The organism is Acidobacteriota bacterium (assembly GCA_009861545.1).
Classification (GTDB): domain Bacteria; phylum Acidobacteriota; class Vicinamibacteria; order Vicinamibacterales; family UBA8438; genus WTFV01.
Window position 1 is genome coordinate 22,211 of record VXME01000154.1, and the last position, 21,528, is coordinate 43,738.

Here is a 21,528-nt window from a genome sequence, read left to right on the forward strand (position 1 = left end):
AAGCTTAATGGCTCGGCCTCCGCCAGACAACCGGACCGGCGCCGGCGCGGACGGTCACTGCACCGCGATGCGGACCTCGATGTGGGTCTCGAAAGCGTGCGGTGGCGTGACCGAGAATCGCAGGCGGGTGCCGTGCCGCACGCCGGGCGGCACACGGAAATGCAGCCGATGGGACAGGAATCCGGCGCCGCTGCCGTCGCACAGGCCGCACCGATCGGTCCACGACTCGCCGCGTCCGCCGCAGGCCGGGCAGGTATGCGGGAAGGTGAGATCGAGAGGCACGCGCACGCCCCGGTCGGCCTGCTGCGCCGTCAATTCCACCTCGGCGCGCCGGGTCGCCACGGCCCGTTCGCCGGCCTCGGCGAAGAAGGCGGCCCGCATGCGCGCCACGATCGGGGCCATCGACGGAAAATCGATGGCGACCTCGTCGGCGAGCACGGACGTCGAGCGACCGCTCCGGGGTCGCCGGCGGGACGACCCGTCGCCGCTCGACCCGGGGTTGCCGACGCGTGACACGGGCGGACCTTCGATCATCCGCGCCGGCGCATCGGGGATGTGCGTCGACAGCTCGTCGTGCAGGCGGCGGGCCAGGGCCCAGTACGCTCGACGAACCCCGGCGCCGCCGGCGTCACGGAGAGGTCCCGGGGTCGGTTCGACGGACACGCACCGTACGATAGGAGTCGCTTCCGAGCGTTGTCAAGGCGGGAAGTGGTGTTACGATCTGCCGCGGGAGCACACCAGCCCATGAGCGACTACACGATCCACAGCGAACCGCGCGCGGGCCACTGGGTGGCCTGGGCCGTCGCGCCGGGCGAGTCCAGGCCGGCCGGCGCGGTCATCCTTCCGGGACAGACGCAGCAGGAAGCCGAGGCGAACGCGCAGCAGTGGATCGAGCGCTTCACCGCGGACCCGCGGCTGCTGCTGTCCTGAACCCGTCCGGACCGTCCCGGCGGCGTCGCGCGCCGTTGCACCACGGCCGGCGCGATCGGTCACGACGCGGCGCTCCGGTCGCCGGCGGACGCGCGGTCCCGCGGCTGTTCCGGGCCTACGACCGCGAGCCGGTGGCTTCGCCCGGTCTTTCCCGTCCAGTCGATCTCGGGTTGCGCTCCGGCCACAGCCCGCTCCATGGCGGCGATGAAGGTGGCGGGCAGTACCTCTCCCAGGCTGCCGCGGTTGGGCTCGACGCGGCCGCCGGTGGCGACAGCGGAGAAATAGAGACGGTCCCGGGCGCGCGTGGCGCCCACGTACAGCAGGCGCTTGCTCTCCTCCCGCTCGGCCAGGCGCTGGTCCTCGTCCGCCTCGGTCCGAAACGGCCAGACGGACACGGACGCCTCCGTGTCGCCCCGGTCCGTCACCCGGACCGGAGGCGTTGCGGCGCCCGCGCCGCGTCCGAGATCGACCAGCAGCACCACCGGGAACTCCAGCCCCTTGGCGGCGTGCACCGTCATCAGGTTGACCGCATCGAACGCATCGACCACCGCGTTCGACACATCGCCCGGCAGTTGATCGAGATGCTCGGCGACACGAGCCATGGTGGCGTAGCCCCGGTTCTGCACGCGCCTGACCAGCCCGCGGAACTTCTTGACGTTCTCGCGCGCCTGCACGGCGTGGCCGGCGCCGAGCTCCGCGTCGTAGGCCGACTCGACCAGCGCCAGGTCGAGCAGCTCGGACGGCGCCACCCGGTCGACCAGTGCTGCCCATCGCGGAACGGTATCGCGCGCCAGGGCCAGCAGCTCCGCATCGTCACCGTGCAGATCCGCCATCGCCTGCGGGACATCGAGAGCCAGCAGCGCGTCGGACAGCCCCCCGGCGAGGCGCGCGAGGGCCCGGTCCGAGATGCCCACGATCCGCGAGCGCAGCAGCGCCGCCGCCCGCAGCTCCGACCACGGGTTCGCCAGGTACCGGAGCAGTGCCCGCAGGTCCTTTATCTCCTCGGCGTCGAAGAAACCGAGACCCTTGTACACGCAGGTCTGGATCCCGCGTCCGTGGAGGGCCCGCTCGAACTCGCCATGACTCTGCCGCGAACGGAAGAGGACCGCGACGTCGCCCGGTTCGGCCCGGCGGCGCAGACCCGTGCGGCGGTCGCGGACCTGTCCGTCCCGGAGCAGGCGCGCGATCTCGCCGGCCGCCAGCTCCGCACACCGTTCGACGCTCTCGCCCACCGCGAGCCCGAGCGCCGGGTCGCGGCCTCCCGCCGCGTCCGGCGGCCCGGCCAACGGAAAGCGATCGTGCTCGTCGAACCGGAAGGCGTCGCGCCGGGCCGGCGCCTTCTCGATCGCCGTGAAGAGGTCGTTGACGAAGGCGAGCAGGTCCGGCACGGCCCGAAAGCTGTGCGAGATCCATTGGCGCACCCGGCCCTCCGGCCCGTCCGGCCGCAACGCCGCGACCGCGACTCCCGCGTCCTCCAGCACGGAAACGTCGGCGTCCCGGAAACGGTAGATCGACTGCTTGCGGTCCCCGACCACGAACACGCTGGGCGGCAGGGGCGCGTCGTCCACCAGTCCGCTGCCCTCGCCCCAGGACTGCACCAGCAGCGAGACCAGCTCCCACTGGACGCGGCTCGTGTCCTGGAACTCGTCGACGAGCACATGGTGATAGCGCGACTCGAGCCGATAGCGGGAACGCGCGAACTCGTCCATCTTCCGCAACAGGTCGACCGCACGCTCGAGAACGTCGGAGAAGTCGAGCAGCGCGCGTGCCTCCAGCTCGCGGCGGTACTCGGCCACGCCGATGCGGAAGAGGCGCTGCACGCCGCGCGCAAGCGCCAGGTTCACGTCGCGATCGAAGCGGGTCAGCACGTCGTGCACGACCGGCGCCAGCGTCGCCGCGGCCGCGCGGAAACGGCGGCCGCGCGGCGTGCCGCCCGGCAAGCGGGGATCGGTGAACCGCTTGCGCGGTGCGCCCGAGCGCGTCAGGAAGTACGCCCGCAGCCGATCCAGCGCCGCCCGGATGCGCGCCGGCTCCCGCTCCGCGAGCCGGCCGAGGTCGGCCAGGTCGCGGGCCACCACCGCGAACGATCCGCTCTCGGACGGTCCGTCATCCAGCACGCGCCGCAAGCTGGTGCGCATCCCGCCCATCCGATCCGCAAGGCTCGCCGCCGCGGCGCGGCAGGCGCCGGCCGCCGTCGAGTCCCGCGGCACGCCCCGCAGGACCCGCCTCAAGGCCGCCGATACCGCGGTGCGCCGCTGCAGCAGGTGGGTCACGGCTCGGCGCACGCGCCATGGCCCGAGCTGCGCGAGCAGCATGGCGACGTCGGGATCGTCATGCGCGGCGGCGCTGCCGGTCACCAGCGTCCGCTCGACCGCCTGCCGGACGATGTGGGGAATCTCCATCTCGTCCGCTACCGCGAAGTCCGGGTCGAGATCGGCCTCGAGCGGGAACTCTCGCAGCAGCGACAGGCAGAAGGCGTCGATGGTGCTGATCGTGATCTCCCCGAGCCGCTCGCGCAGCTCGCGCCAGCGCGCCTCCCCGGCGCGCGAACGCGCGGCGTCCTGCTTCAACTCCTCCACGATCCGCTCGCGCATCTCGGCCGCGGCCTGCCGCGTGAAGGTGATCGCGAGCACGTGCAGGGGATCGATGCCGGCGCGCAACAGGTTCAGATAGCGGGTAACGAGCACCGAGGTCTTGCCGGTGCCGGCCGAGGCTTCGAGCACGACGTTGCGGCGCGGATCCACCGCGGCCAGACGGGCCGCCTGATCCGGCGGTGCGGCGGCCGACCGGCGGTCACGCGTCCTCGACATTTTCCTTGCGGCAGACGGTGGGAAACGAACAGGTCATGCACCGCAGCCGATCCACCGGCCGGGGCGGGTATTCGCCCGCCTCTATGGCCTCCACCAGCGCCACGACTCGTGCCTCGCCCTCGGCAATCGCCGCGGCGACGTCTCCCCCGGGCACCGACACCTGCAGCCGGGGATCGCCGAAGGCGACGTACAGCGCCTCGGTGACACGAAAGTGCTCGCCGCGCTCGGCGCGCAACTGCCGCTCGGCGCAGCGCGCATAGACCGGGAGCTGCAGCGCGCGCGAGGGATCCGGGGGCCGGCTGGCCTTGTAGTCGATGACCCGCAGCGTCCGGTCCGCATGCAGATCGATGCGGTCGACGACGCCGCGAATCGCCACCGTCCGGCGGGCCGGCGGGCTTCCGAGCTCGAAGCGCCCGTCGATGCGGTATTCGAGCAGCCGCTCGACGACCCCGGTCTGGCGTTCGATCTCGGCGACGAACACCCGCTCGGCCAGCCCGGGGGACGCGGCCGAGCCCAGCAGCCAGCCGCGAGCCACGGCCCGGTCGATCGGCGGCAGCGCGCCGAGGGCGTCCTCCGCCGCTGTCTCGAAGCGTTCCAGTGCGGCGTCGAGAGTGGCCAGCGTCACCGCGCCGCGACCGGCCCTCTGCCAGTCGCGGAAAAACGACTCGAAGACACGATGCAGAAACAGGCCCCGCTGTTCCGGGGTCATCGTCTGCTCGGACGCGCGCTCCACCTCGAGGCCGAGCGCGTGAGACGCGAAGTACTGGAACGGGCAACCGGCGTACCGCTCCAGCGCGCTCACGGTGTACGCACGCGCCGGTTGACGCCCGGCGCGGCCGGACGCCCGCGCACCACCGGCGCGCGACCCGTTCGTCCGCCCGACGCGCAGGGCCCGCCAGCGCCGGCCGATGCCCGCATCCCCCGGCGGCCCGAGCCGGTCGCCGGGCGCCCCGGCCGGATCGTGGTCCGGCGCCGGCACCCGCTCGGCAACGAAGCCGTCGAGGTCCTCGAGCAGCGGCGAAGCCGCGACGACCGCGTCGTCCTCCAGCACGAATGTCGACAGCCAGACGCGTTTGTCCGCCAGTCCGAGCAAGTCGCGAAACGCGGCGCGGGAGGCTCGCAGGCGATCGCGTTCGCGCGGCCATCCGAGCCCCGCCAGCAGACCGGCCGGATAGAAGACGTTGCGGGTCGTGCGTCCGGGCCATTCGGTCTCGACGAGGCCGGCGACGAACACGTCGTCGAACCGCCCGTACACGGCCGCCTGGACGTCGATGAGGTGGACACCTTCGACCGGCGCGCCCGCGGGACGGGTCCGGCTCTCGATCCAGCGCCGCACGACCGACGTGACCTCGACGACGTCGACCTCGCGTCCGGCGTCGTCGAGCGAACGGTTCGCCGCCTCGAGCGCCTCGAGGCCCTGCCAGACGAGCGCTCGCCCCTCCCCGGCCCGGCCGCCCGGCTCGCCGGTGTCGAGGGGAGCCGCATGGCGCTGCAGGAACGAGCGGAGCGTCTCGAGTTGGGCGGCCAGCGGCCGCGGCTCCCGGAGCGGACGCAGCTCGCCAGCCAGCGCGAGCACACAGCGCAGGGCGCCGGCCGCCGCGCGGCGGGTTTCCGTCTCCGCGGCCCAGTCCGCGGCGGACCCGGAGAGCAGGTCCAACCCGCCGCTGAAGCGCATTTCCGCCAGCGCACGGTCGAGCGCGCGAACGGCCCCGGCGGCAGGCGGCGGCCCGTCCGTTTCGAAACGAAAGTGCGGCGACCGCAGCAACTCCATCGTCGGCCCGCGACCGAATCCGCTCGCCGCGCACGCGAGGACCAGGTCGACTGCCGCGGCGTAGGGCTCGACGGCGAGCGGAAGCGCATCGCCCGGAGTCACCGGCAGCGCGGCCGCATCGAAGGCCGAAGGCGCCAGATACAGATAGGGCAGGGGGCGCTGCACCACGACCGCGGCGGCCGCTGGCGCACGCCCGTCGGCCGTAACGCCCCGGCGCACCCGGCGTGCAATTCCGCGCAGCTCCTCTTCGCGGTCTCGCCATACGAAGTACGGCCGATCCGCCGACGAATCGGGAACGACGACGGCGGGCGGGCGGCCGCCGTCGGTTCGGACGCGCGTCTCCGCGAGGCCGGGCAGCAAATCGTCGAGCCGCTCCCGAAAACCGCTGTCGAGCACCCCATCGGTCGCGATGACGGTGACCCGCTCCAGCCTCGGGAGACGCGCCAGCAGATCGAAGTCCGCCGGGTACAGACCCGCCGCGTCCGCCACCTGGTCCGGTACCGTCACGACGATCTCCGACACCTTCCGGAGCGGCTCCGCGGCGAGCAGCCGCTCGCGCAGGCGATGCTCGTCGACAAGGCGGCGCGTATCGATCCTGCGGTCGTAGGCTCGGAACGCCGCCACCAGGAAACGGGTCTGGAGCAGGAGGCGCCGGGCTCCGCGATCGAGGTCCGCGCTCGGCTCTAGCTCGTCGAGCAGGAGACGCTCGAACGCGTCGACCGAGCGGCGCCGGCGCCGGAGCTGATCGTAGAAGGCCAGCAGCGCCGCGACGATGCCGGGCCGCAGGCGGAACGGAGGAATGCAGCCGGCGGCCCGTGCTTCGGCGGCCGCGGCGGCGCCGACAACCTGTCGTTGAACCGGGGTGAGCAACGGCGGACAGGACCCGTGCCGCCCGCGCAGCCACTCGTACCACTCGCTCCGGGTGACCAGGGCCACCCGACGGTGCTCCACGCTCGCCGCGGCCAGCGTGCGCTGCAACTGACCCGCCGCCGCTCGGGTAGGTGTCAGCACCGCTGCCGGCCGCGACGCCTCGATGCAGCCGGTCACCGCATCCACGATTGCGTGCTGGAACGCGCGCAGCGTCGGCGCCCGCAACAGGTGCGTCTCCCGCGGCGTGATCAAGGCGCGCTCCCCGCAGAGCCGAACCGACCGACCCCCGCGCGCGCACCGCGGGATCTCCGCCTACGTGCGGTCCCGAATGCCGGCTGCTCAAACACTGTGGACAATCTGTGTCCCACCTGTGGATTCCTGGCCGCGACAGTTTTTTTCGAGCCGGTTTCCCTTGTGGTGCATACGCCCCTCGACCTGTGGACGCGGCATTCGTGTCGGCTTTCGCTTGATTGAACCCGGCGGCTCGTTAGAATTTCGGGACTCGCGTCCGGCGCCGCCACCCTTACCCATGCCCCCTACCGTTCAACGCTTCGAGCAGACCATCGGGGGCCAGCCCTATGCCATCGAGGTCAGACCCGTCGTGGGAAACCGCTGGCGGGCCTGTCTGGTTCGCTCCGCCGGGGTTCCGACCGCCCTGATGCCCTTCTACGGCGCGACGCCCCGTGCCGCGCTCGAAGCACTCGTCACGTGGCTCTCGCATGCCCATGGCATCGAGGCGGATTCGCTATAGTAGCCGTGGGTTGGCCCGCACCGCGATGCGTCTTCGACGTTGGCTGCCGGTGGCGACCGGTGTCTGGCTGGCGGCCGCGCCGGCCGCGGTCGAATCCGCGCAGTTCCGCCCCCGCGCCACCGTTCGCGTCTTGGCCACCGGCGGCACGATCGCCAACCATCCCGACGGCCGGCTGACGGCTCGAGAGCTGACCGATCTGATTCCCGCGGCGGGGCGCTACGCGGAGGTCGAGACCGAGCAGTTCGCGAACCTGCCGAGCAGCTCGCTCACGGTCGAGCACTGGCTCGCGCTGGCCCGGCGGCTCAACCGTCTCTTCTCCGCGCGGGGCGACCTGGACGGCGTCGTCCTGACGAGCGGGACCGACACGCTCGAAGAGACCGCCTACTTCCTCCACCTGACGGTCAGGACCGACCGGCCGATCGTCGTGGTCGGTGCGATGCGCCCACCGAACGCTCCCGGCTACGACGGCGCGGCGAACCTGCTCGACGCCGTCCGGGTCGCCGCGGCGCGGGCCTCGCGCAACCGCGGCGTGGTCGTGGTCGTGAACGGGGAGATCCACGCGGCGCGCGACGTAAGGAAGGCGCATGCACAACGGCTGGACAGCTTCGACTCCGGGCGCCGCGGCGTGCTCGGCGTCGTCGACGCGGATCGTATCGAGTACTACCGGCGTCCGACCCGCCGGCACACCCGCCGGACCGAGTTCGACGTCGCCAGGCTCGACAGACTGCCCCGCGTAGTCCTCCTGACGAGCTACGTCGGCGCATCGGGCGACCTCGTCCGGGCGGCCCGCGACCTCGGCGCCGATGGCGTGGTGGTCGCCGCGGCCGGCGCGGGTTCGACGACGCCGGACCAGGCCGCCGCAATCGACGAAGTCATCGCCGACGGCATCGTGGTGGTCTTGACCACGAGAACCGGAGGCGGCCGGGTGCCGGCTCGTCTCCGGCAGATCGCGCCGCCGGCCGGAACGGCGGACTCGCGCGGCGCGGGGCGCCGGGTTTCCGGCGAGAGCCTCTCGGCGGTCAAGGCGCGGGTCCTGCTGATGCTGGCCCTGACCAGAACGCGCGACGGCGCCGAGATTCAGCGCATGTTCACGATGTATTGACGTCGCGGAAGCCGGGCGGGGAGGATGGTGGACCAGACGGGGGTCGAACCCGTGACCTCGTGAATGCCATTCACGCGCGCTCCCAACTGCGCCACTGGCCCACACCGGGCGGTTGGCCGCCCGACTTTCATTTTAGGGAACCGCGTCCCTCCGATCAACGTGGCGCAAGGCTCGCCGGCGCCGGTCGGCCGAACACCCGGCGGTACGCCTCGGGCGTATCGATGTCGACGAAGGCGCCGCTGTCGTCGACCGGCACGTTCTCGATCGCCGCTTCCAACGCGCGCACCACCGGCTTCGCTCCCGCTTGCGGGTCGGCGTCACGCAGCGCTTCGAAGACCGACCGGTCGAACACGACCGGGTGCCCGTGCGCGGAATCGCGCCGCCGGATTGGACGCACGATCGGCGCGCGCGTACGCGCATACGCCTCCAGCAGGGCGCGAACGGTGGAGACGCCCACCAGGGGAATGTCGACCAGGGTGACGAGAACCGCATCCAGGCCGGGGCGGTCGAGCGCCTCGAGGCCGGTCAGCAGCGACGAGAGCTGACCCCGCGAGGGATCCGGATTGAGGATGATCCGCGGCTCCGGCGGGGTGGCCGCCAGCGCCCGACGGATGGCGTCGACCGGCCCGTCGCCGGCGGCCACGACCACGAGGTCGTCCACGCCGGCCTCGCGCAGGGTGCGCACCAGACGGCTGACGAACGAATCCCGATCGTCGACCGGAAGGAGCGCCTTGGGCTGTCCCATGCGCGACGACCGGCCGCCGGTGAGGATCAGGCCCGGCACGGTCACGCCTCGATCGTAGCCCGACCGACGCGCGTTGCGTTCCGCGGCGCAGGCTCCTAGAATCTGCCACATGAGCAACGGCAACGTGGACATTCGGATTCGCTGCCAGCAGTGCGGGCAAGACATGGAGCTCCGGGATCCGGCGCCCGGTCAGCCGTGGCCGCCCCAGCAGTTCTGGCAGTGCGCGGCGTGCGGGCGCAACTTCTGGACGACGTACCCGCCGCCCAAGAAACCGAAGCAGCGGCCGTCCGGCGCGGCAGGCGACGAACCGGGATAGGCGCGCAACGCGCCCGTGCTCCGGGTGAATCCAAAACGTGGTTGACTTCTCACAGCGACGTTACTAGACTGCCTGCTTCCGGTTACGCATCCGCGTGGAAGCCGTAGGGAAATTCCCGGGGGTCGGGGAAGTGGCGGCGGGGATGCAGGCGGCTCAAGGGAGCGTGGTGTCCGCCGGTTGGGTTGGAGGCGCGCTCCCGCGGAGGAACGGCATGCCGAGCGGCACTATTGCACGTCTGTTGATCGACAAGGGTTTCGGGTTCATCCGCGACGAGGGCGGCATCGAGCACTTCTTCCACCGCAGTGCGGTGCGCAGCGCCGTGTTCGAGCTCCTTCGTGAGGGCCAGCGTGTCGAGTTCACTCCCGAGCAGTCGGAGAAGGGACCGCGCGCCGGAGAAGTTCGTCTGCTCGAAGGCTAGCCGGCGGCTCCTGTCGTCGGCCGGCCGAGGTCCGTCGTCCTCAGATCGCGTCCCAGGCAGGCCGCCACGTTTGCTTCGCTTTAGCGCACGCGCCAGTGAATTGCGCGTGCTCTTGATGCATGCGTGCGGTTCTGCGCCAGCCAGCACGAATCCGACAGACAATCTACCGCGGGGAAGCGAACGGGGCCCGGTGGCCCTCCCGGTCTTCAAAATCGGTCGCTCCCCGCTCGCGCGGGGGGGCTGGGTTCGACTCCCAGGCGCTTCCGCCAACCCTTGCCGCTTCGGTCGGCGAAGGCCTCGCGGATTCAGCCCGCGGCAAGCAGAAAGCGGCTCGGATCCGTCAGATCCGGGAGAACCGCGTCAGCTCCCGCGCGCCATAGCTCCTCTTCGGTGAACGGACCCGTCGCGACACCCACTGAGCGGGCGCCCGCCGCGGCGGCGCACTGCACGTCCAACGGAGTGTCGCCGATGACTACCGCCTGGTTCGCCGAGGCCACATCGATGCCGGCGCGCCTCGCTCGGCCGACGGCCACCGGCACGAGATCGTCACGCCGCGGCGCATCGTCGCCGTAGGCCCCGCACGTGAAGTAGCGCTGCAGGGCGAAATGCTCCAGCTTGATGCGTGCCGCCACGGCGATGTTGCCGGTCAGCAGCCCACAGGCCGTGTCCGGCCGTTCCCGCAGCCGCTCGAGCAGGCGGCGCACCCCCGGCATCAGACCCTTCCTGGGCCCCGGCAGCAGGATCTCCCGCTCGAAGTGCTCGCAGTATCGCGTCAGGAATCGCCGGCGCTCTGCCGCGTCCGCCGCGACCCCGGCGCGGTGGAGCGCGTCGCCCAGAATGAGCGGGTCGGTACGCCCCGCCACCGCGATGCCGGAGAACGCGCCGGCGACGCCGAAGAGCTCTTCGAACGTGCGGTTCAGGGCGCGCGTGCCGGCTCCGCCGGACAGCAGCAAAGTCCCGTCGATGTCGAACAGCAGAAGCCGCGTCACTCGAGCAACCGGTTGACTTCGGCCACCGAATCCGCCGCCGTGGCGAGTGCGACGAGCTCGGCGCGAAACGCCAGGAGGTTGGTGACGCACGCCAGGACGGCCGGCAACGAGTGCACGACGGCCGGCAACACATCCGTGTCGACGCCGCCCCCCAGAATCGCCGCGAGCATCGTCAGGGCCATGGCCAGCGTCCCGGTCGAGAAGACGGGACGGCGCGCCCGGGCCACCGCCAGATGCAACTCGTCGGACAGCCCTCCGTCGGTCACGGCCTCGCGAATGGCCTTCCCCTTGCCGATCAGATAGAACATCGTCATCGAGTGCGCCAGCAACGTGATGAACGTGAAGAAGATCGCGAAGGTCACGTGGCGCGAAATCTGCTCGGGGGCGGACGCCAGAAAGCCGAGGACCGTGACGTACCAGAGGCCCCCGATCCCGAGCACGGTCGCGGTGACGAGGGCCGCCGTCATTGCAGCACCTCGGACTGCATCGACTGTTCTCGGACCGCGGCGTGCGCCTCCCGAACCCGCCGGAACAACGGCGGGAAACGCTCGCGCGGAAGGCCCACGCGTCCGAAACAGCCAGCCCGCGGATGGTCGTCGCCGTGGAAATCCGAACCGCCCGACACGGCAAGACCATGCTGGCCGGCCAGACGCAGATAATGCGACTGCGCCGCCGCGTCGTGATCGCTGTGGTAGACCTCGATGGCGCCGAGGCCTGCCTCCACCAGCTCGGGGATCAGGTCGTCCCTGCGGAGCAACCCCGGATGCGCCAGCCCCGCGACGCCGCCGGACCGTTTCACGAGGCGGACGACGTCGACCGGTGACGACCCGGTGCGCGGCACGTAGGCGGGCCTGCCCTCGGCCAGCCAGCGGTCGAAGGCCTGCTGCAGGCTCGTTACATGGCCGGCATCGAGCAGCGCGCGGGCGATGCTCGGCCTGGCGACCGTCTTGCCCCCCGCCTCGGCGCCGGCGATGAGGTCCTCCAGGTCGATCGGCGCCCCCAGCGCCGCCAGACGCGCGGCCATCTCTCGAGCACGCCGCGAGCGGTCCAGCCGTTGGCGATCGAGAAACGCCGCCAGTCCCACCGGCGCAGGATCGAGGAAGTAGCCGAGCATGTGCACGTCGCGCCGCTCGTGCACGGCGGTGATCTCGATACCGGGGAGGAACTCCATGCCGCGCGCCGCGGCCGCCGCCACCGCCGCCGGGATCCCCGCCACGGTATCGTGATCCGTGACGCTGAGCGTCCGAATCCCGAGGCGATGGGCGCGTTCGACCAGCTCGGGCGGGGCCAACGCACCGTCCGACGCCGTCGTATGGGTATGGAGATCGATCATGGACTCGACCGCGCAGGACCTACGGAGAGAGCGAAGAATCCGCGTGCCGTCCGTTACGCACTCGCGCGCCGCGGCCGCTTGGCGGGAGTCGCCGCCGCCGTCTTGGATTGCCGGGCGCGGAGCGCGCGGTACTCGCTCGTGAGCAACTCCAAGTGCTCGCGTTCCTCCTCGGCGAACTCCAGGAAGATCCGCTTGCCCTCCGAATCCTCGAAGCGCTCGCCGTAGCGCTTGAAGAAACGATGCGAACCGCGCTCGCAACGAATGCCGATCTTGAGAGCCGCCCTGTCGTCGACGCCGCGTGACAGCTCCTCGGCCCCCGCGGCGAACAGCCCGTTCGCCGCCCCCTTGAAGAAGAGAAACGTCGGGTGCGATTCGAGTCGCGGATCCTGCTGCACCAGCTCCGCGTAGCGCGCCTCCAGTGTGGCGAGGTGCTCCTTCTCTTCTTCGGCCAGCTTCTTGAACACCTGGCGCCCGCGCGTATCCCGGGTCAGCCGGGCGGCGCGCCGGTAGAACTCGAGGCCGCTGCGTTCGGTCGCGATGGCGATGCGCAACGCGTCGCGGGCGAAGAGCAGTTCCGTCGTCACCTTGTCCGCGGTTGGCCGGCGGCCGGTCCGGCACGCTTCGCAGGTGCCGTAGATCTGCACCACGCTCTTGCGCGACTCGAAGCCCCGCGCCGCCGAGATCTCCTCGATCAGCCCCTCGATGTCCGACGACAGGAACTCGGACGACTCGTTGCAGCTCTTGCAGATGAGGTGAAAATGGCGGGGATGGCGGTAGGAATGCTCGAACCGGAACCGGCCCTCGCCGAAGTCGACCTTGCGTGCGATGCCCGCCTCGACCATCCACTGCAACGTGCGGTAGACCGTTGCGCGACTGATCTTCCTGCCGTCGCGGCGCACCACGTCCACGAGATCGTCGGCACTCAGGTGCCCGTCCTGCTGCAGGAAGATGTTGACGATCAGATCGCGTTTGCCGGACCGCCGGCCGCCGGGAGGGCGATGGCGCTCGACGTACTCGGACTGCGGATCCATCTCACGCATCGGCCGGCCGGGGCCGGCGCCGCGACGAAGCTGCGAACTCGTCGAAACCGGTTACGGTCATGTTCCGAACGACTGCCCGCATCCGCAGGTCGACTTCGCGTTCGGATTGCGGATCGTGAAACCGCCGCCCATGAGATTGTCGACGAAATCGACTTCGGCTCCCGCGAGGTAGCGCACGCTGATGGGATCGACGAACAGCTTGACGCCGTTCGATTCGAAGATCCTGTCCGCTTCGGCGTCCCCCGAGCCTTCCTCGATCATCAACCCGTACTGGAACCCGGAGCAGCCGCCACCCTGAACGAACACGCGCAAGCCGGCGTCGTTCTTCTGCTCCTCGGCCAGCAGCGCCTGAATCTTGCCTGCCGCCGCGTCGGTCACGGCCACCGGCCCGCTCACAAGCGTAGTCGTTTCAGCCACTTCAATCATCTCCCCAAGTGCGTACCACAGTATAGCGCGCCTACTCTCGCGTGAACACGCCTGCCGGGGCCGTGCGATACTGGCGGCGCATGGCGCACGACGATCCCCTCGACGACGCGGAGCGGCGCTGGCTGCGGCTGACGGACGCGCGGCCGGACCTGGGCGCCGCCGTCGACATGCAGCGGGTGCTCGTGACGCGCAGCGTGGAGTTGATGGCCGAGGTCCCCCGCATCACCGGGGAGACGAGTGCGGCGCCCGCCGACCTGCTCGAACGCCTCGGACGGCAACGAGCCCCGGTGCTCGATCTGGCGGTCGACATCGACGTCGACAGGCTGCTGCCGTTCCTCCTGGGGTTCTGCGACGACTTCATCGCCGGCGGCGCCGGCGACCCGGCGCGGCGCGGGCGCGCGGTCATCGAGACGGGCGAGATCGAGCCGGGGTCCCTGCTGCGCGCCTCCCTCGCCCGCCGGCAGGAAGCGATCCGCCAGCGGGCGAACCACGTCGGCGTCGCCCCGGACCTGGTCTGGCTGGTCGCCGAGCTTGCCGTGGGACCGGTGGCCCACAGGCTCCAGCACGCCGCGCTGGTGTCCGTTTCGTCCGCCCCGCCGGAGGTGCGGAGCGCCCTGCGCGCGTGGTCCCGCGGCGAGTGTCCCGCCTGCGGCTCCTGGCCGGCCCTCGCGGAGGTGCGGCTTGGAGCGCGCTACGCGCGGTGCTCGTTCTGCGGGGCCGACTGGAGTCCTCGAGCCGACGCGTGCGTCTACTGCGCCGAATCGGGGACCGCGTTCCTCACCGCGGCGGCCGGCGAAGCGCAGTCCGGAAGGCGCATCGAGTTCTGCCGGGCGTGCGGTGGCTACCTGAAGCAGATCGAGCTGCCCGCGGCGACGCCGTTCGCGATTCTGCCGGTGCTCGACCTGGAGACCAGCGACCTCGACGTGCTCGCAGCCGGACGCGGATACGCGCGTCCCTCGATGCGGCCGGTCGCCGAGCCGGATGCACCGTGCCCGGAAGAATCCCGCCAGTCTGCGGTGTAGAACTCACTTCGTTGCGTCCGGCGGCGCAGACTTCTAGGATAGGGGGAATGCGCACGGCACCACGGATTGGCGCCCGGCTGGCGGTCTGGCTGTGCCCGGCCCTGCTCTTCCTGGGCCTCGCAGCCGCCCAGGCACAGGTACGCCCCGCCCACGGCCGCCTCTTTCCGCCTGAAGATCTCGGCGTGCTCGAGGGACCGGACCGGGACGCCTGGCAGGAACCGGAGCTCATCATGGACGCCCTCGGCATCTTCGACGGCGCGGTGGTGGCGGACGTCGGGGCGGGCGGCGGCTGGTTCACCGTGCGCCTGGCGCAGCGCGTCGGCCCCAACGGCCTCGTCTACGCCGAGGACATCCAGCCCCAGATGATCGAGTCCATCAACCGCCGGGTCAGGCGGGCCGGACTCACCAACGTGCAGGCAATCATCGGCACCCCCAGCAACCCGATGCTGCCGGGTCCCATCGACGCGCTGCTGATGGTCGAGGTGTACAGCCAGATCGAGGATCCGGTAACCCTGCTGCGCAACGTCATGCCCCGGCTGAAGCCGGGCGGCAGGGTCGGCATCGTCGAGTACCGGCTCGACGGCGGCGGCCCCGGCCCCCCGCTCGACGAGCGGGTCGAGCCCGAAACGGTCATCCGCGACGCCCAGGCCGCCGGTTTCCGACTCCTGGCCCGCGAGGACGAATTCCGCTACCAGTACCTGCTCGTCTTCGTTCGCAACGACGCGGGACCGCCGGCCGGATAGACGCCCCGCCGCCCGCGATGCACGCCGCTCTGACCATCGCAGGGAGCGACTCGGGAGGCGGCGCCGGCGTGCAGCGCGACCTGCTGACCTTCGCCGCGCACGGCGTCCATGGACTGAGCGCGGTCACCGCCGTCACCGCACAGAACCCGCACGCGATCCCGCGTACGCACCCGCTTCCTCCGGATGTCGTCGCGGCGCAGATCGCGGCCGTCGCCGCCGACTTCCCCGTCGCGGCGGCCAAGACCGGGATGCTTGCGAACGGTTCCATCGTCGCCGTCGTTTGCGAGCAGCTCGCGGCGCTGGCCATCCCGCCGGTCGTCGACCCGGTTCTTGTGTCGACGAGCGGCAATCCGCTGCTCGACGAGAGCGGCTTCCACCTGCTGAAAGCCAGGCTCCTGCCGCTGGCCGCGGTCGTGACGCCGAACCGGATGGAGGCGGAGCGGCTCAGCGGCGCGAAGGTCACTTCGCTCGCGGGAGCGCGGGAGGCAGCGCGGCGCATCCGGGATCTCGGCGCGGCGGCCGTCATCGTCACCGGCGGACACCTGGACGGGACGGACACTGTCGTCGACATCCTCGACGACGGTACGGGCGCCGTCGAGATCGCGACGGGGCGCGTCGGCGGCCCCGCCGGCAGCCGCACCCACGGCACGGGCTGCACCTTCAGCGCCGCCCTGACCGCCGGTCTTGCCGCGGGGCTGGCGCTGCCCGCGGCCGCGGAAGGCGCGCAGCGCTACGTCGCCGCGGCGATTCGGCAGGCTCATCGCTTCGGCCGCGGCGGCCGCGTTCTCGGTCACGGACCACCGGTCGCGGCGCGTGCCGGCGGGCCGAGCCGGCGCGCGGACTGATCACTCGGCGCGCGACTGCTATACTGCCGGGACATGGGGGCGCCGGCCTTCGTGGTCACCACCGAGCCGCTGGAACTGCAACCGATCATCGACCTCGTCGCGCGTCGCCTGGCGGACGCGGCGGCGAGCGCCGGCGCCGTCACCTCGTTCCTGGGCACGGTGCGCAACGAGAATCGAGGCCGGCGCGTCGACCGGCTGGAGTACGAGGCGTACGAGCCGCTGGCGGTGAAGTCCTTCGAACGCATCGCGGCCGAGGCGTACGAACGCTGGCCGGACACCCACGTCGCCGTGCACCATCGCGTTGGGCGGCTGGCCGTCGGCGAGGCGAGCGTCGCCATCGCCGCCGCGTCGCCGCATCGGGCGGACGCGTTCGCAGCGTGCCGTTACGCCATCGAGCGCATCAAGCAGATCACGCCGATCTGGAAGCACGAGTTCTTCGAGGGCGGGGACGTCTGGATCGAGGGCGCCACCGCGGATCCCGACGACGAGGAGGCCCGCGGGCGGGCCCTGCAGGCGGCATGCGCGTAACGGTCCGACTCTTCGCCCGGCTGCGCGACATCGCCGGCGCCTCCGACCTGGCGCGCGAACTGCCCGGGGACGCCACGGCGGACACGGTCTGGAGACTGCTGGCGGACGAGCACCCCGAGCTCGCCGCCTACCGCGGCGCGGTGTCCGTCGCCGTCAACGCCGAGTACGCACGGATGGACGCCCGCATCGCCGACGGCGACGAAATCGCGTTTCTGCCGCCCGTTTCGGGAGGCTGATCGGTCATGTTCGACAAGCTGCAGGCAATCGAGGAGCGGTACGACAAGCTGATGGCGCTCATCGCCAATCCGGCGGTGCAGGCCGACCAGCAGGAGTATCGCCGCCATACCCGCGCGCTCTCCGAGATACAGCCGCTCGTCGAGCAGTTCCGCGAGTACAAGGCGGTGGTGGAGGAACTGGCTGAAACGCGGGAGCTCGCCGCCGGCGACGACGACGACCTGCGCGAGCTGGCCGAGCAGGAGTTGAGCATCCTGGAAGAGCGCCGGGACACGCTCCTGGGCGCAATCAAGGTGCTGCTGCTGCCCAAGGATCCGAACGACGAGAAGAACGTCGTGCTGGAGATCCGGGCCGGCACCGGCGGCGACGAGGCGGGCCTGTTCGCCTCGGACCTCTTCCGCATGTACCAGCGCTTCGCCGAGGAGCAGGGCTGGCGCGTCGAGGTGCTCTCGTCCAACGAGACCGGCGTCGGCGCGATCAAGGAGGTCGTGGCGCTGATCGAGGGCAAGCGCGTCTACAGCCGCCTCAAGTACGAGAGCGGCGTGCATCGCGTGCAGCGGGTCCCGAGCACCGAGGCGAGCGGGCGTATCCACACTTCCACCGCCACCGTGGCGGTGCTGCCGGAAGCCGAGGAGGTCGACATCCGGATCGATCCCAAGGACCTGCGCATCGACACGTTCTGTTCCAGCGGTCCGGGCGGCCAGAGCGTCAACACGACGTACTCGGCGGTCCGCATCACCCACCTGCCGACCGGACTCGTCGTCTCGCAGCAGGACGAGAAGTCCCAAATCAAGAACAAGGCCAAGGCCATGAAGGTGCTGCGGTCGCGCCTCTACGAAATCGAGCTGCAGCGGCAACAGTCCGAGATCGCCAGCGACCGGCGCGGGCAGGTCGGCACCGGCGAACGTTCGGAGAAGATCCGCACCTACAACTTCCCCCAGAACCGCATCACCGATCACCGCATCGGCTTCACGACCCACCGGCTGCCCGAGGTGCTGGCCGGCGATCTGGGGGAGCTCGTCGAGACCGTCGTCACCCACTACCAGTCCGAGAAGCTGAAGTCGGAGAAAGAGGCGGCGCCGGCGTGACGGAGCCGCGCGCGGGCGACGGGGCGACGTCCCTGGTCGACCGGGTGGCGCGGGCGCGGAACTGCCTCGCGCGCGCGGGAATCGCCGCAGACGAGGCGCAGATCGACGCGGAGGTCCTGGCCCGTCACGCACTCGGGTGGGATCGCGCGGCTTGGCTCGCCCGCCGCCGCGACCCCGCGCCCCCGAGCTTCGAGACGCGGTACGCGCCGCTGGTCGCGCGCCGGCGGCAGCGCGAGCCGGTCTCGTGCATCACCCGGCGCCGCGAGTTCTGGGGGCTCGCCTTCGCGGTCGGCCCCGCGGTGCTGACGCCGCGCCCGGAGACCGAGCTGATCGTCGAGGCCGCGGTCGAGCTGCTCGGCGATCGCCGGGGGGCGCCGCTCCGGATCGCCGACGTCGGGACCGGGTCCGGCTGTCTCGCGGTGACCCTCGCCCGCGAGTTCCCACGGGCCTCGGTGACCGGGATCGACATCTCGCCGGCCGCGCTGGCCGTGGCCCGTCGGAACGCGGCAGCGCACGGCGTCGCCGGCCGCATCGCCTGGATCGAGGGCACGCTCGGCGACTGGCTGGCCGGATCCTTCACCGAAGATGGCGACGGGATCGATCTGCTGGTTGCGAACCTGCCCTACGTTCCGACCCGCGACCTGGGCTCGCTTCCGCCCGAGGTCCGCCTCCACGAGCCCCGGATCGCGCTGGACGGAGGCCCCGACGGCCTCGATCCGCTGCGTGGCCTGTTGCGTGCGGCGCCGGCCGGGCTCGACCCCGACGCCCGGCTCCTCGTGGAGATGGGAACGGGTCAGGCCGATGCGCTTCGCGAGCTCGTGGCCGCGGCGAGCGGCGTCGAACTGCTCGACATCCGACCCGACCTGCAGGGCATTCCGCGAACCGCCGTGATCGCCGCCGACCGATCCGTGGACGCTGCCATCGCCTGATACCGAGAACGACCCATGGCCGACTGCCTGTTCTGCAAGATCGCCGCCCGCGAGATCCCGGCCGACGTCGTCCACGAAGACGAACGCCTCGTCGCCTTCAAGGACATCAACCCGCAGGCGCCCATCCATGTCCTCATCATCCCGCGCCGCCACATCTCCACCCTCAACGACCTGACCGCCGACGACGCGGAGCTGGTCGGGGAGATGGTGCACCTGGCGAGCCGGATCGCGGCCGACCGCGGGCACGCGACGGCCGGCTACCGCACGGTCTTCAACTGCAACGCCGCGGCGGGCCAGACGGTGTTCCACATCCACCTGCACCTGCTCGCCGGCCGCGACATGACCTGGCCGCCCGGGTAGGGGTCGGCCTACAACCAGCTGTTTTCCGCCCTTTCGGAACCGATCCTCATCGGCGACCGCACCTGCATCGCTCGAGGATTGCAGAAGGTGATGCCTCGCGTACCTCAGGCGCTTGAGGCAGCGATAGCGCAATCATCGCGCTCGAGGATTCGGCGCCGGAGCCAACCCAGCGGCGACGAGCCATCTCCCGCCGGCCGTTCACGGATCTGAAGGTAACGGATGTGCCGAGAGACAGTCGGATAGCATCGCCCGATGCCGCTGAACTTCCACCCCGGTCCAGGCACTCTGTTGATGTGCGATTTTCGCGGGTTCAAGGCCCCAGAGATGATCAAGAAGCGACCGGTAGTGGTCGTTTCTCCGAGACGTCGGAGGGGTTCCGGACTCTACACCGTTGTGCCCTTGAGCACCCAGATTCCAGATCCGATGGAACGCTTCCATCACCTGATGGACCCTCGCTCGGTGCCTGTCGAGCTTGGCTCGAAGTTGTCCATTGCGAAGTGCGACATGCTCTACACGGTCTCCTTGGCGCGGCTGAGCCAAGTGAGGCGCCGGGGCGGGTACGTCACCCCGCCTCCACAGGTGCTCGAGGCAGATCTCGAGGCGATCCACGATGGAGTGTTGATCGCCTTGGGCCTCTACGACAGAATCAGGGACCTCTTGGGGCTTGACGCCGACGATGTCTATAGCCAATGATGTACAGCGTTCCCGATAAATCGGGCTTGCAAGACTACCCACACGTGGGTAGCAGTCCCCGGCGGGCGATCACGAGCCGCCGGGGGACACTGAAGGGCTCTGCAGCCGCAAGGACGCAGAGCCCATTTTCTTCGCCCCTGCCGACATCGCGTCACCTTGCTGACCCCGCGGGCAGGCGCAGCACCTTCGCGCCGCGGGTCCCGCCCACCTCTCCATCAACAGATGGCTGCGTGCGTACGATCGCTCGACGGATGCCCACCTGTTGCGCCAGGGCCTGTATCTCGACGGTGGTGCGACGCTCGACGTGATCGGCCGTGTCGACGACATCCTCCAGCGGCTGCGAGAACACGCATGACCTACGACGCCCGCGATCGCGCCCGTGCAGCCTTGGGGCCTGTCGGCATGCCAGCAGTCGCTGAGGTAAGTGCTCGTCAACCCTGCTGCGGGCTTTCGCCCGAGCGCCGCAGGTGCAGCGCTTCGACCCCGCGTCCGCCAACTTCACGCGCCGCCTCGCCGACGGCGTGCACGACGAGCTGATCGAACGCGCCGACGACGCGGCGCCGGGCGGAACCTGACGCGGCGAGCTGACGGGAGGCGCGGAGCGAGGTGTGGCCCCTTCCGCGTAAGCATTGAGCCATGGACCACAGAACGGTGACCACGATCATCGCGCTGCTTTTAGACGGCGCCGGTGGCCTGCTTCTGCTGAAGTTCGGGCCCGTCATGGCCAAGGCACTCTTTGGACCCACGGAAACCCCGCTGATGGTGTACACCGCCAGCGAGGAAGAGGCTGACGAGATCCTCCGCGACAGGGAGCGCAGGGAGGGCATCGCACGGTGGGGCGTAGCTGTGGGGCTCTTCCTGATCGCGATGGGCGTCGGATTGCATGTTCTGACGCTATGGATGTAGGTCTGCGACCGTTTCAGCGGCGTTTCGTCAAGCCGGCACTCGCGCCGCACGTCGACACTGCCGCGTGCTCGATTCCTCGCGGGAACGGGAAGAGCTGGCTCGCGGCACATCTGTTGACGCGGGCGCTCACCCCGGGCGACGAGCTACACGAAGACGGCGCGGAGTACCTGCTCTGCGCCGGCAGCATCGAGCAGGCGCGGCTCTGCTTCCGGTTCGTCCGGGCGTGGCTGGAGCCAACCGGGGAGTAGCGCTTCCTCGACTCAGCGCCCCGCATCGGCATCACGCACCGGCAGAACAACACGGGGCTGCGGGTGCTCAGCTCGAACGGGAAGACCACGATGGGATCGTCGGCTGCCCGCTCTTGGTGGCCGACGAGCCCGGCAGTTGGGAGGTCGTCGGCGGGAGTTGATGCACGACGCCATCCAGCCGGCCCAGGGCAAGCCCAGAAGCCCGCTCCGCGTGGTCTACATTGGAACATTGGCGCCGGCGACCTCGGGCTGGTGGCACGACGTGATCGATGACGGATCGCACGCACGTCACTGCACTCCGCGGCGACCCCGAGAGGTGGGACTGCCGGGCGCAGATTCGGCGCTGCAACCCGCTCACGGCTGTCTTGCCCGCGTTCTGGGTATTTCGCTGAAGTTGAACACCGATCTCGGCGAACGTGAACGCTGATTTC

General features: G+C 70.7%; 25 protein-coding genes and 2 tRNA genes. 17 read left to right on the plus strand and 10 right to left on the minus strand.

Annotated elements, in window-relative coordinates:
• Nucleotides 1-54: 54 nt before the first annotated feature.
• Nucleotides 55-663 (minus strand): hypothetical protein, encoded by a 609-nt coding sequence (locus F4X11_23900; GenBank protein MYN68029.1) that lies wholly within the window; start codon nucleotides 661-663, stop codon nucleotides 55-57.
• A gap of 81 nt (nucleotides 664-744) precedes the next feature.
• On the opposite strand from F4X11_23900, the gene F4X11_23905 reads away from it, so the two are divergent.
• Nucleotides 745-930, plus strand: coding sequence for a hypothetical protein (locus F4X11_23905; GenBank protein ID MYN68030.1), 186 nt, complete (start codon nucleotides 745-747; stop codon nucleotides 928-930).
• Nucleotides 931-989: 59 nt separating this feature from the next.
• On the opposite strand, the gene F4X11_23910 is transcribed toward F4X11_23905, so the two are convergent.
• Both F4X11_23910 and F4X11_23915 read right to left on the minus strand, forming a co-directional pair.
• Nucleotides 990-3,740 (minus strand): AAA family ATPase, encoded by a 2,751-nt coding sequence (locus F4X11_23910; protein MYN68031.1) that lies wholly within the window; start codon nucleotides 3,738-3,740, stop codon nucleotides 990-992.
• Nucleotides 3,724-6,633 carry a hypothetical protein gene (locus tag F4X11_23915; protein ID MYN68032.1) on the minus strand — a complete coding sequence of 970 codons (2,910 nt, stop codon included), beginning with the start codon at nucleotides 6,631-6,633 and terminating at the stop codon, nucleotides 3,724-3,726. Before F4X11_23915 ends, F4X11_23910 begins: the two co-directional genes overlap by 17 nt.
• Before the next feature lie 277 nt (nucleotides 6,634-6,910).
• On the opposite strand from F4X11_23915, the gene F4X11_23920 reads away from it, so the two are divergent.
• Nucleotides 6,911-7,132, plus strand: a complete 222-nt coding sequence (locus F4X11_23920; GenBank protein ID MYN68033.1) for a hypothetical protein — start codon at nucleotides 6,911-6,913, stop codon at nucleotides 7,130-7,132.
• On the plus strand, nucleotides 7,101-8,234 hold the full coding sequence (locus tag F4X11_23925) for an asparaginase (GenBank protein ID MYN68034.1): 1,134 nt from the start codon (nucleotides 7,101-7,103) through the stop codon (nucleotides 8,232-8,234). Before F4X11_23920 ends, F4X11_23925 begins: the two co-directional genes overlap by 32 nt.
• A 25-nt stretch (nucleotides 8,235-8,259) precedes the next feature.
• Here the strand turns inward: F4X11_23925 and F4X11_23930 are convergent.
• Nucleotides 8,260-8,335 (minus strand) — tRNA-Ala (locus F4X11_23930).
• Between the two features lie 53 nt (nucleotides 8,336-8,388).
• Entirely contained in the window at nucleotides 8,389-9,144 is a 756-nt protein-coding gene (locus tag F4X11_23935) for a nucleotidyltransferase family protein (protein MYN68035.1), read from the minus strand.
• A 362-nt stretch (nucleotides 9,145-9,506) separates the two neighbouring features.
• On the opposite strand from F4X11_23935, the gene F4X11_23940 reads away from it, so the two are divergent.
• Nucleotides 9,507-9,713, plus strand: coding sequence for a cold shock domain-containing protein (locus tag F4X11_23940; protein MYN68036.1), 207 nt, complete (start codon nucleotides 9,507-9,509; stop codon nucleotides 9,711-9,713).
• Between the two features lie 172 nt (nucleotides 9,714-9,885).
• Nucleotides 9,886-9,982: transfer RNA gene (locus tag F4X11_23945), tRNA-Sec, on the plus strand.
• Between the two features lie 36 nt (nucleotides 9,983-10,018).
• On the opposite strand, the gene F4X11_23950 is transcribed toward F4X11_23945, so the two are convergent.
• From F4X11_23950 to erpA, 4 genes are read right to left on the minus strand one after another with little or no spacing between them, the layout of a single operon-like run.
• Nucleotides 10,019-11,338, minus strand: coding sequence for an HAD hydrolase-like protein (locus tag F4X11_23950; protein ID MYN68037.1), 1,320 nt, complete (start codon nucleotides 11,336-11,338; stop codon nucleotides 10,019-10,021).
• Nucleotides 11,166-12,035, minus strand: a complete 870-nt coding sequence (locus F4X11_23955) for a PHP domain-containing protein (GenBank protein ID MYN68038.1) — start codon at nucleotides 12,033-12,035, stop codon at nucleotides 11,166-11,168. The genes F4X11_23950 and F4X11_23955 overlap by 173 nt, the downstream gene beginning before the upstream one ends.
• A gap of 53 nt (nucleotides 12,036-12,088) precedes the next feature.
• Nucleotides 12,089-13,075, minus strand: coding sequence for a hypothetical protein (locus F4X11_23960; GenBank protein ID MYN68039.1), 987 nt, complete (start codon nucleotides 13,073-13,075; stop codon nucleotides 12,089-12,091).
• Nucleotides 13,076-13,132: 57 nt separating this feature from the next.
• Entirely contained in the window at nucleotides 13,133-13,501 is a 369-nt protein-coding gene (gene erpA, locus F4X11_23965) for an iron-sulfur cluster insertion protein ErpA (GenBank protein ID MYN68040.1), read from the minus strand.
• A gap of 80 nt (nucleotides 13,502-13,581) precedes the next feature.
• On the opposite strand from erpA, the gene fdhE reads away from it, so the two are divergent.
• The 9 genes from fdhE (at nucleotide 13,582) to F4X11_24010 (ending at nucleotide 19,943) form a co-directional block, all read left to right on the plus strand.
• Nucleotides 13,582-14,523 carry a formate dehydrogenase accessory protein FdhE gene (gene fdhE / locus F4X11_23970; protein ID MYN68041.1) on the plus strand — a complete coding sequence of 314 codons (942 nt, stop codon included), beginning with the start codon at nucleotides 13,582-13,584 and terminating at the stop codon, nucleotides 14,521-14,523.
• Between the two features lie 47 nt (nucleotides 14,524-14,570).
• Nucleotides 14,571-15,266, plus strand: coding sequence for a methyltransferase domain-containing protein (locus F4X11_23975; GenBank protein ID MYN68042.1), 696 nt, complete (start codon nucleotides 14,571-14,573; stop codon nucleotides 15,264-15,266).
• Nucleotides 15,267-15,283: 17 nt separating this feature from the next.
• The gene (gene thiD / locus F4X11_23980; protein MYN68043.1) at nucleotides 15,284-16,111 is read left to right on the plus strand and encodes a bifunctional hydroxymethylpyrimidine kinase/phosphomethylpyrimidine kinase; all 828 of its coding nucleotides are present in this window, start codon (nucleotides 15,284-15,286) and stop codon (nucleotides 16,109-16,111) included.
• A 33-nt stretch (nucleotides 16,112-16,144) separates the two neighbouring features.
• Nucleotides 16,145-16,639 (plus strand): molybdenum cofactor biosynthesis protein MoaE, encoded by a 495-nt coding sequence (locus tag F4X11_23985; protein MYN68044.1) that lies wholly within the window; start codon nucleotides 16,145-16,147, stop codon nucleotides 16,637-16,639.
• Complete coding sequence (gene moaD / locus F4X11_23990; GenBank protein MYN68045.1) at nucleotides 16,630-16,875, plus strand: molybdopterin converting factor subunit 1; 246 nt, start codon at nucleotides 16,630-16,632, stop codon at nucleotides 16,873-16,875. Before F4X11_23985 ends, moaD begins: the two co-directional genes overlap by 10 nt.
• A gap of 6 nt (nucleotides 16,876-16,881) precedes the next feature.
• The gene (prfA, locus tag F4X11_23995) at nucleotides 16,882-17,961 is read left to right on the plus strand and encodes a peptide chain release factor 1 (GenBank protein ID MYN68046.1); all 1,080 of its coding nucleotides are present in this window, start codon (nucleotides 16,882-16,884) and stop codon (nucleotides 17,959-17,961) included.
• A gap of 44 nt (nucleotides 17,962-18,005) precedes the next feature.
• Nucleotides 18,006-18,890 carry a peptide chain release factor N(5)-glutamine methyltransferase gene (gene prmC, locus F4X11_24000; protein ID MYN68047.1) on the plus strand — a complete coding sequence of 295 codons (885 nt, stop codon included), beginning with the start codon at nucleotides 18,006-18,008 and terminating at the stop codon, nucleotides 18,888-18,890.
• Nucleotides 18,891-18,905: 15 nt separating this feature from the next.
• Nucleotides 18,906-19,250 (plus strand): histidine triad nucleotide-binding protein, encoded by a 345-nt coding sequence (locus F4X11_24005; GenBank protein ID MYN68048.1) that lies wholly within the window; start codon nucleotides 18,906-18,908, stop codon nucleotides 19,248-19,250.
• Nucleotides 19,251-19,502: 252 nt separating this feature from the next.
• Complete coding sequence (locus F4X11_24010) at nucleotides 19,503-19,943, plus strand: hypothetical protein (GenBank protein MYN68049.1); 441 nt, start codon at nucleotides 19,503-19,505, stop codon at nucleotides 19,941-19,943.
• A 151-nt stretch (nucleotides 19,944-20,094) separates the two neighbouring features.
• On the opposite strand, the gene F4X11_24015 is transcribed toward F4X11_24010, so the two are convergent.
• On the minus strand, nucleotides 20,095-20,292 hold the full coding sequence (locus F4X11_24015) for a hypothetical protein (protein ID MYN68050.1): 198 nt from the start codon (nucleotides 20,290-20,292) through the stop codon (nucleotides 20,095-20,097).
• 302 nt (nucleotides 20,293-20,594) lie between these two features.
• Here F4X11_24015 and F4X11_24020 point away from each other — a divergent pair, with 302 nt between their 5' ends.
• From F4X11_24020 to F4X11_24030, 3 genes are all read left to right on the plus strand, one after another.
• Complete coding sequence (locus tag F4X11_24020; GenBank protein ID MYN68051.1) at nucleotides 20,595-20,849, plus strand: hypothetical protein; 255 nt, start codon at nucleotides 20,595-20,597, stop codon at nucleotides 20,847-20,849.
• Nucleotides 20,840-21,097 (plus strand): hypothetical protein, encoded by a 258-nt coding sequence (locus F4X11_24025; GenBank protein ID MYN68052.1) that lies wholly within the window; start codon nucleotides 20,840-20,842, stop codon nucleotides 21,095-21,097. Before F4X11_24020 ends, F4X11_24025 begins: the two co-directional genes overlap by 10 nt.
• 160 nt (nucleotides 21,098-21,257) lie before the next feature.
• The gene (locus tag F4X11_24030) at nucleotides 21,258-21,524 is read left to right on the plus strand and encodes a hypothetical protein (GenBank protein ID MYN68053.1); all 267 of its coding nucleotides are present in this window, start codon (nucleotides 21,258-21,260) and stop codon (nucleotides 21,522-21,524) included.
• The last annotated feature ends 4 nt before the right edge of the window (nucleotides 21,525-21,528 follow it).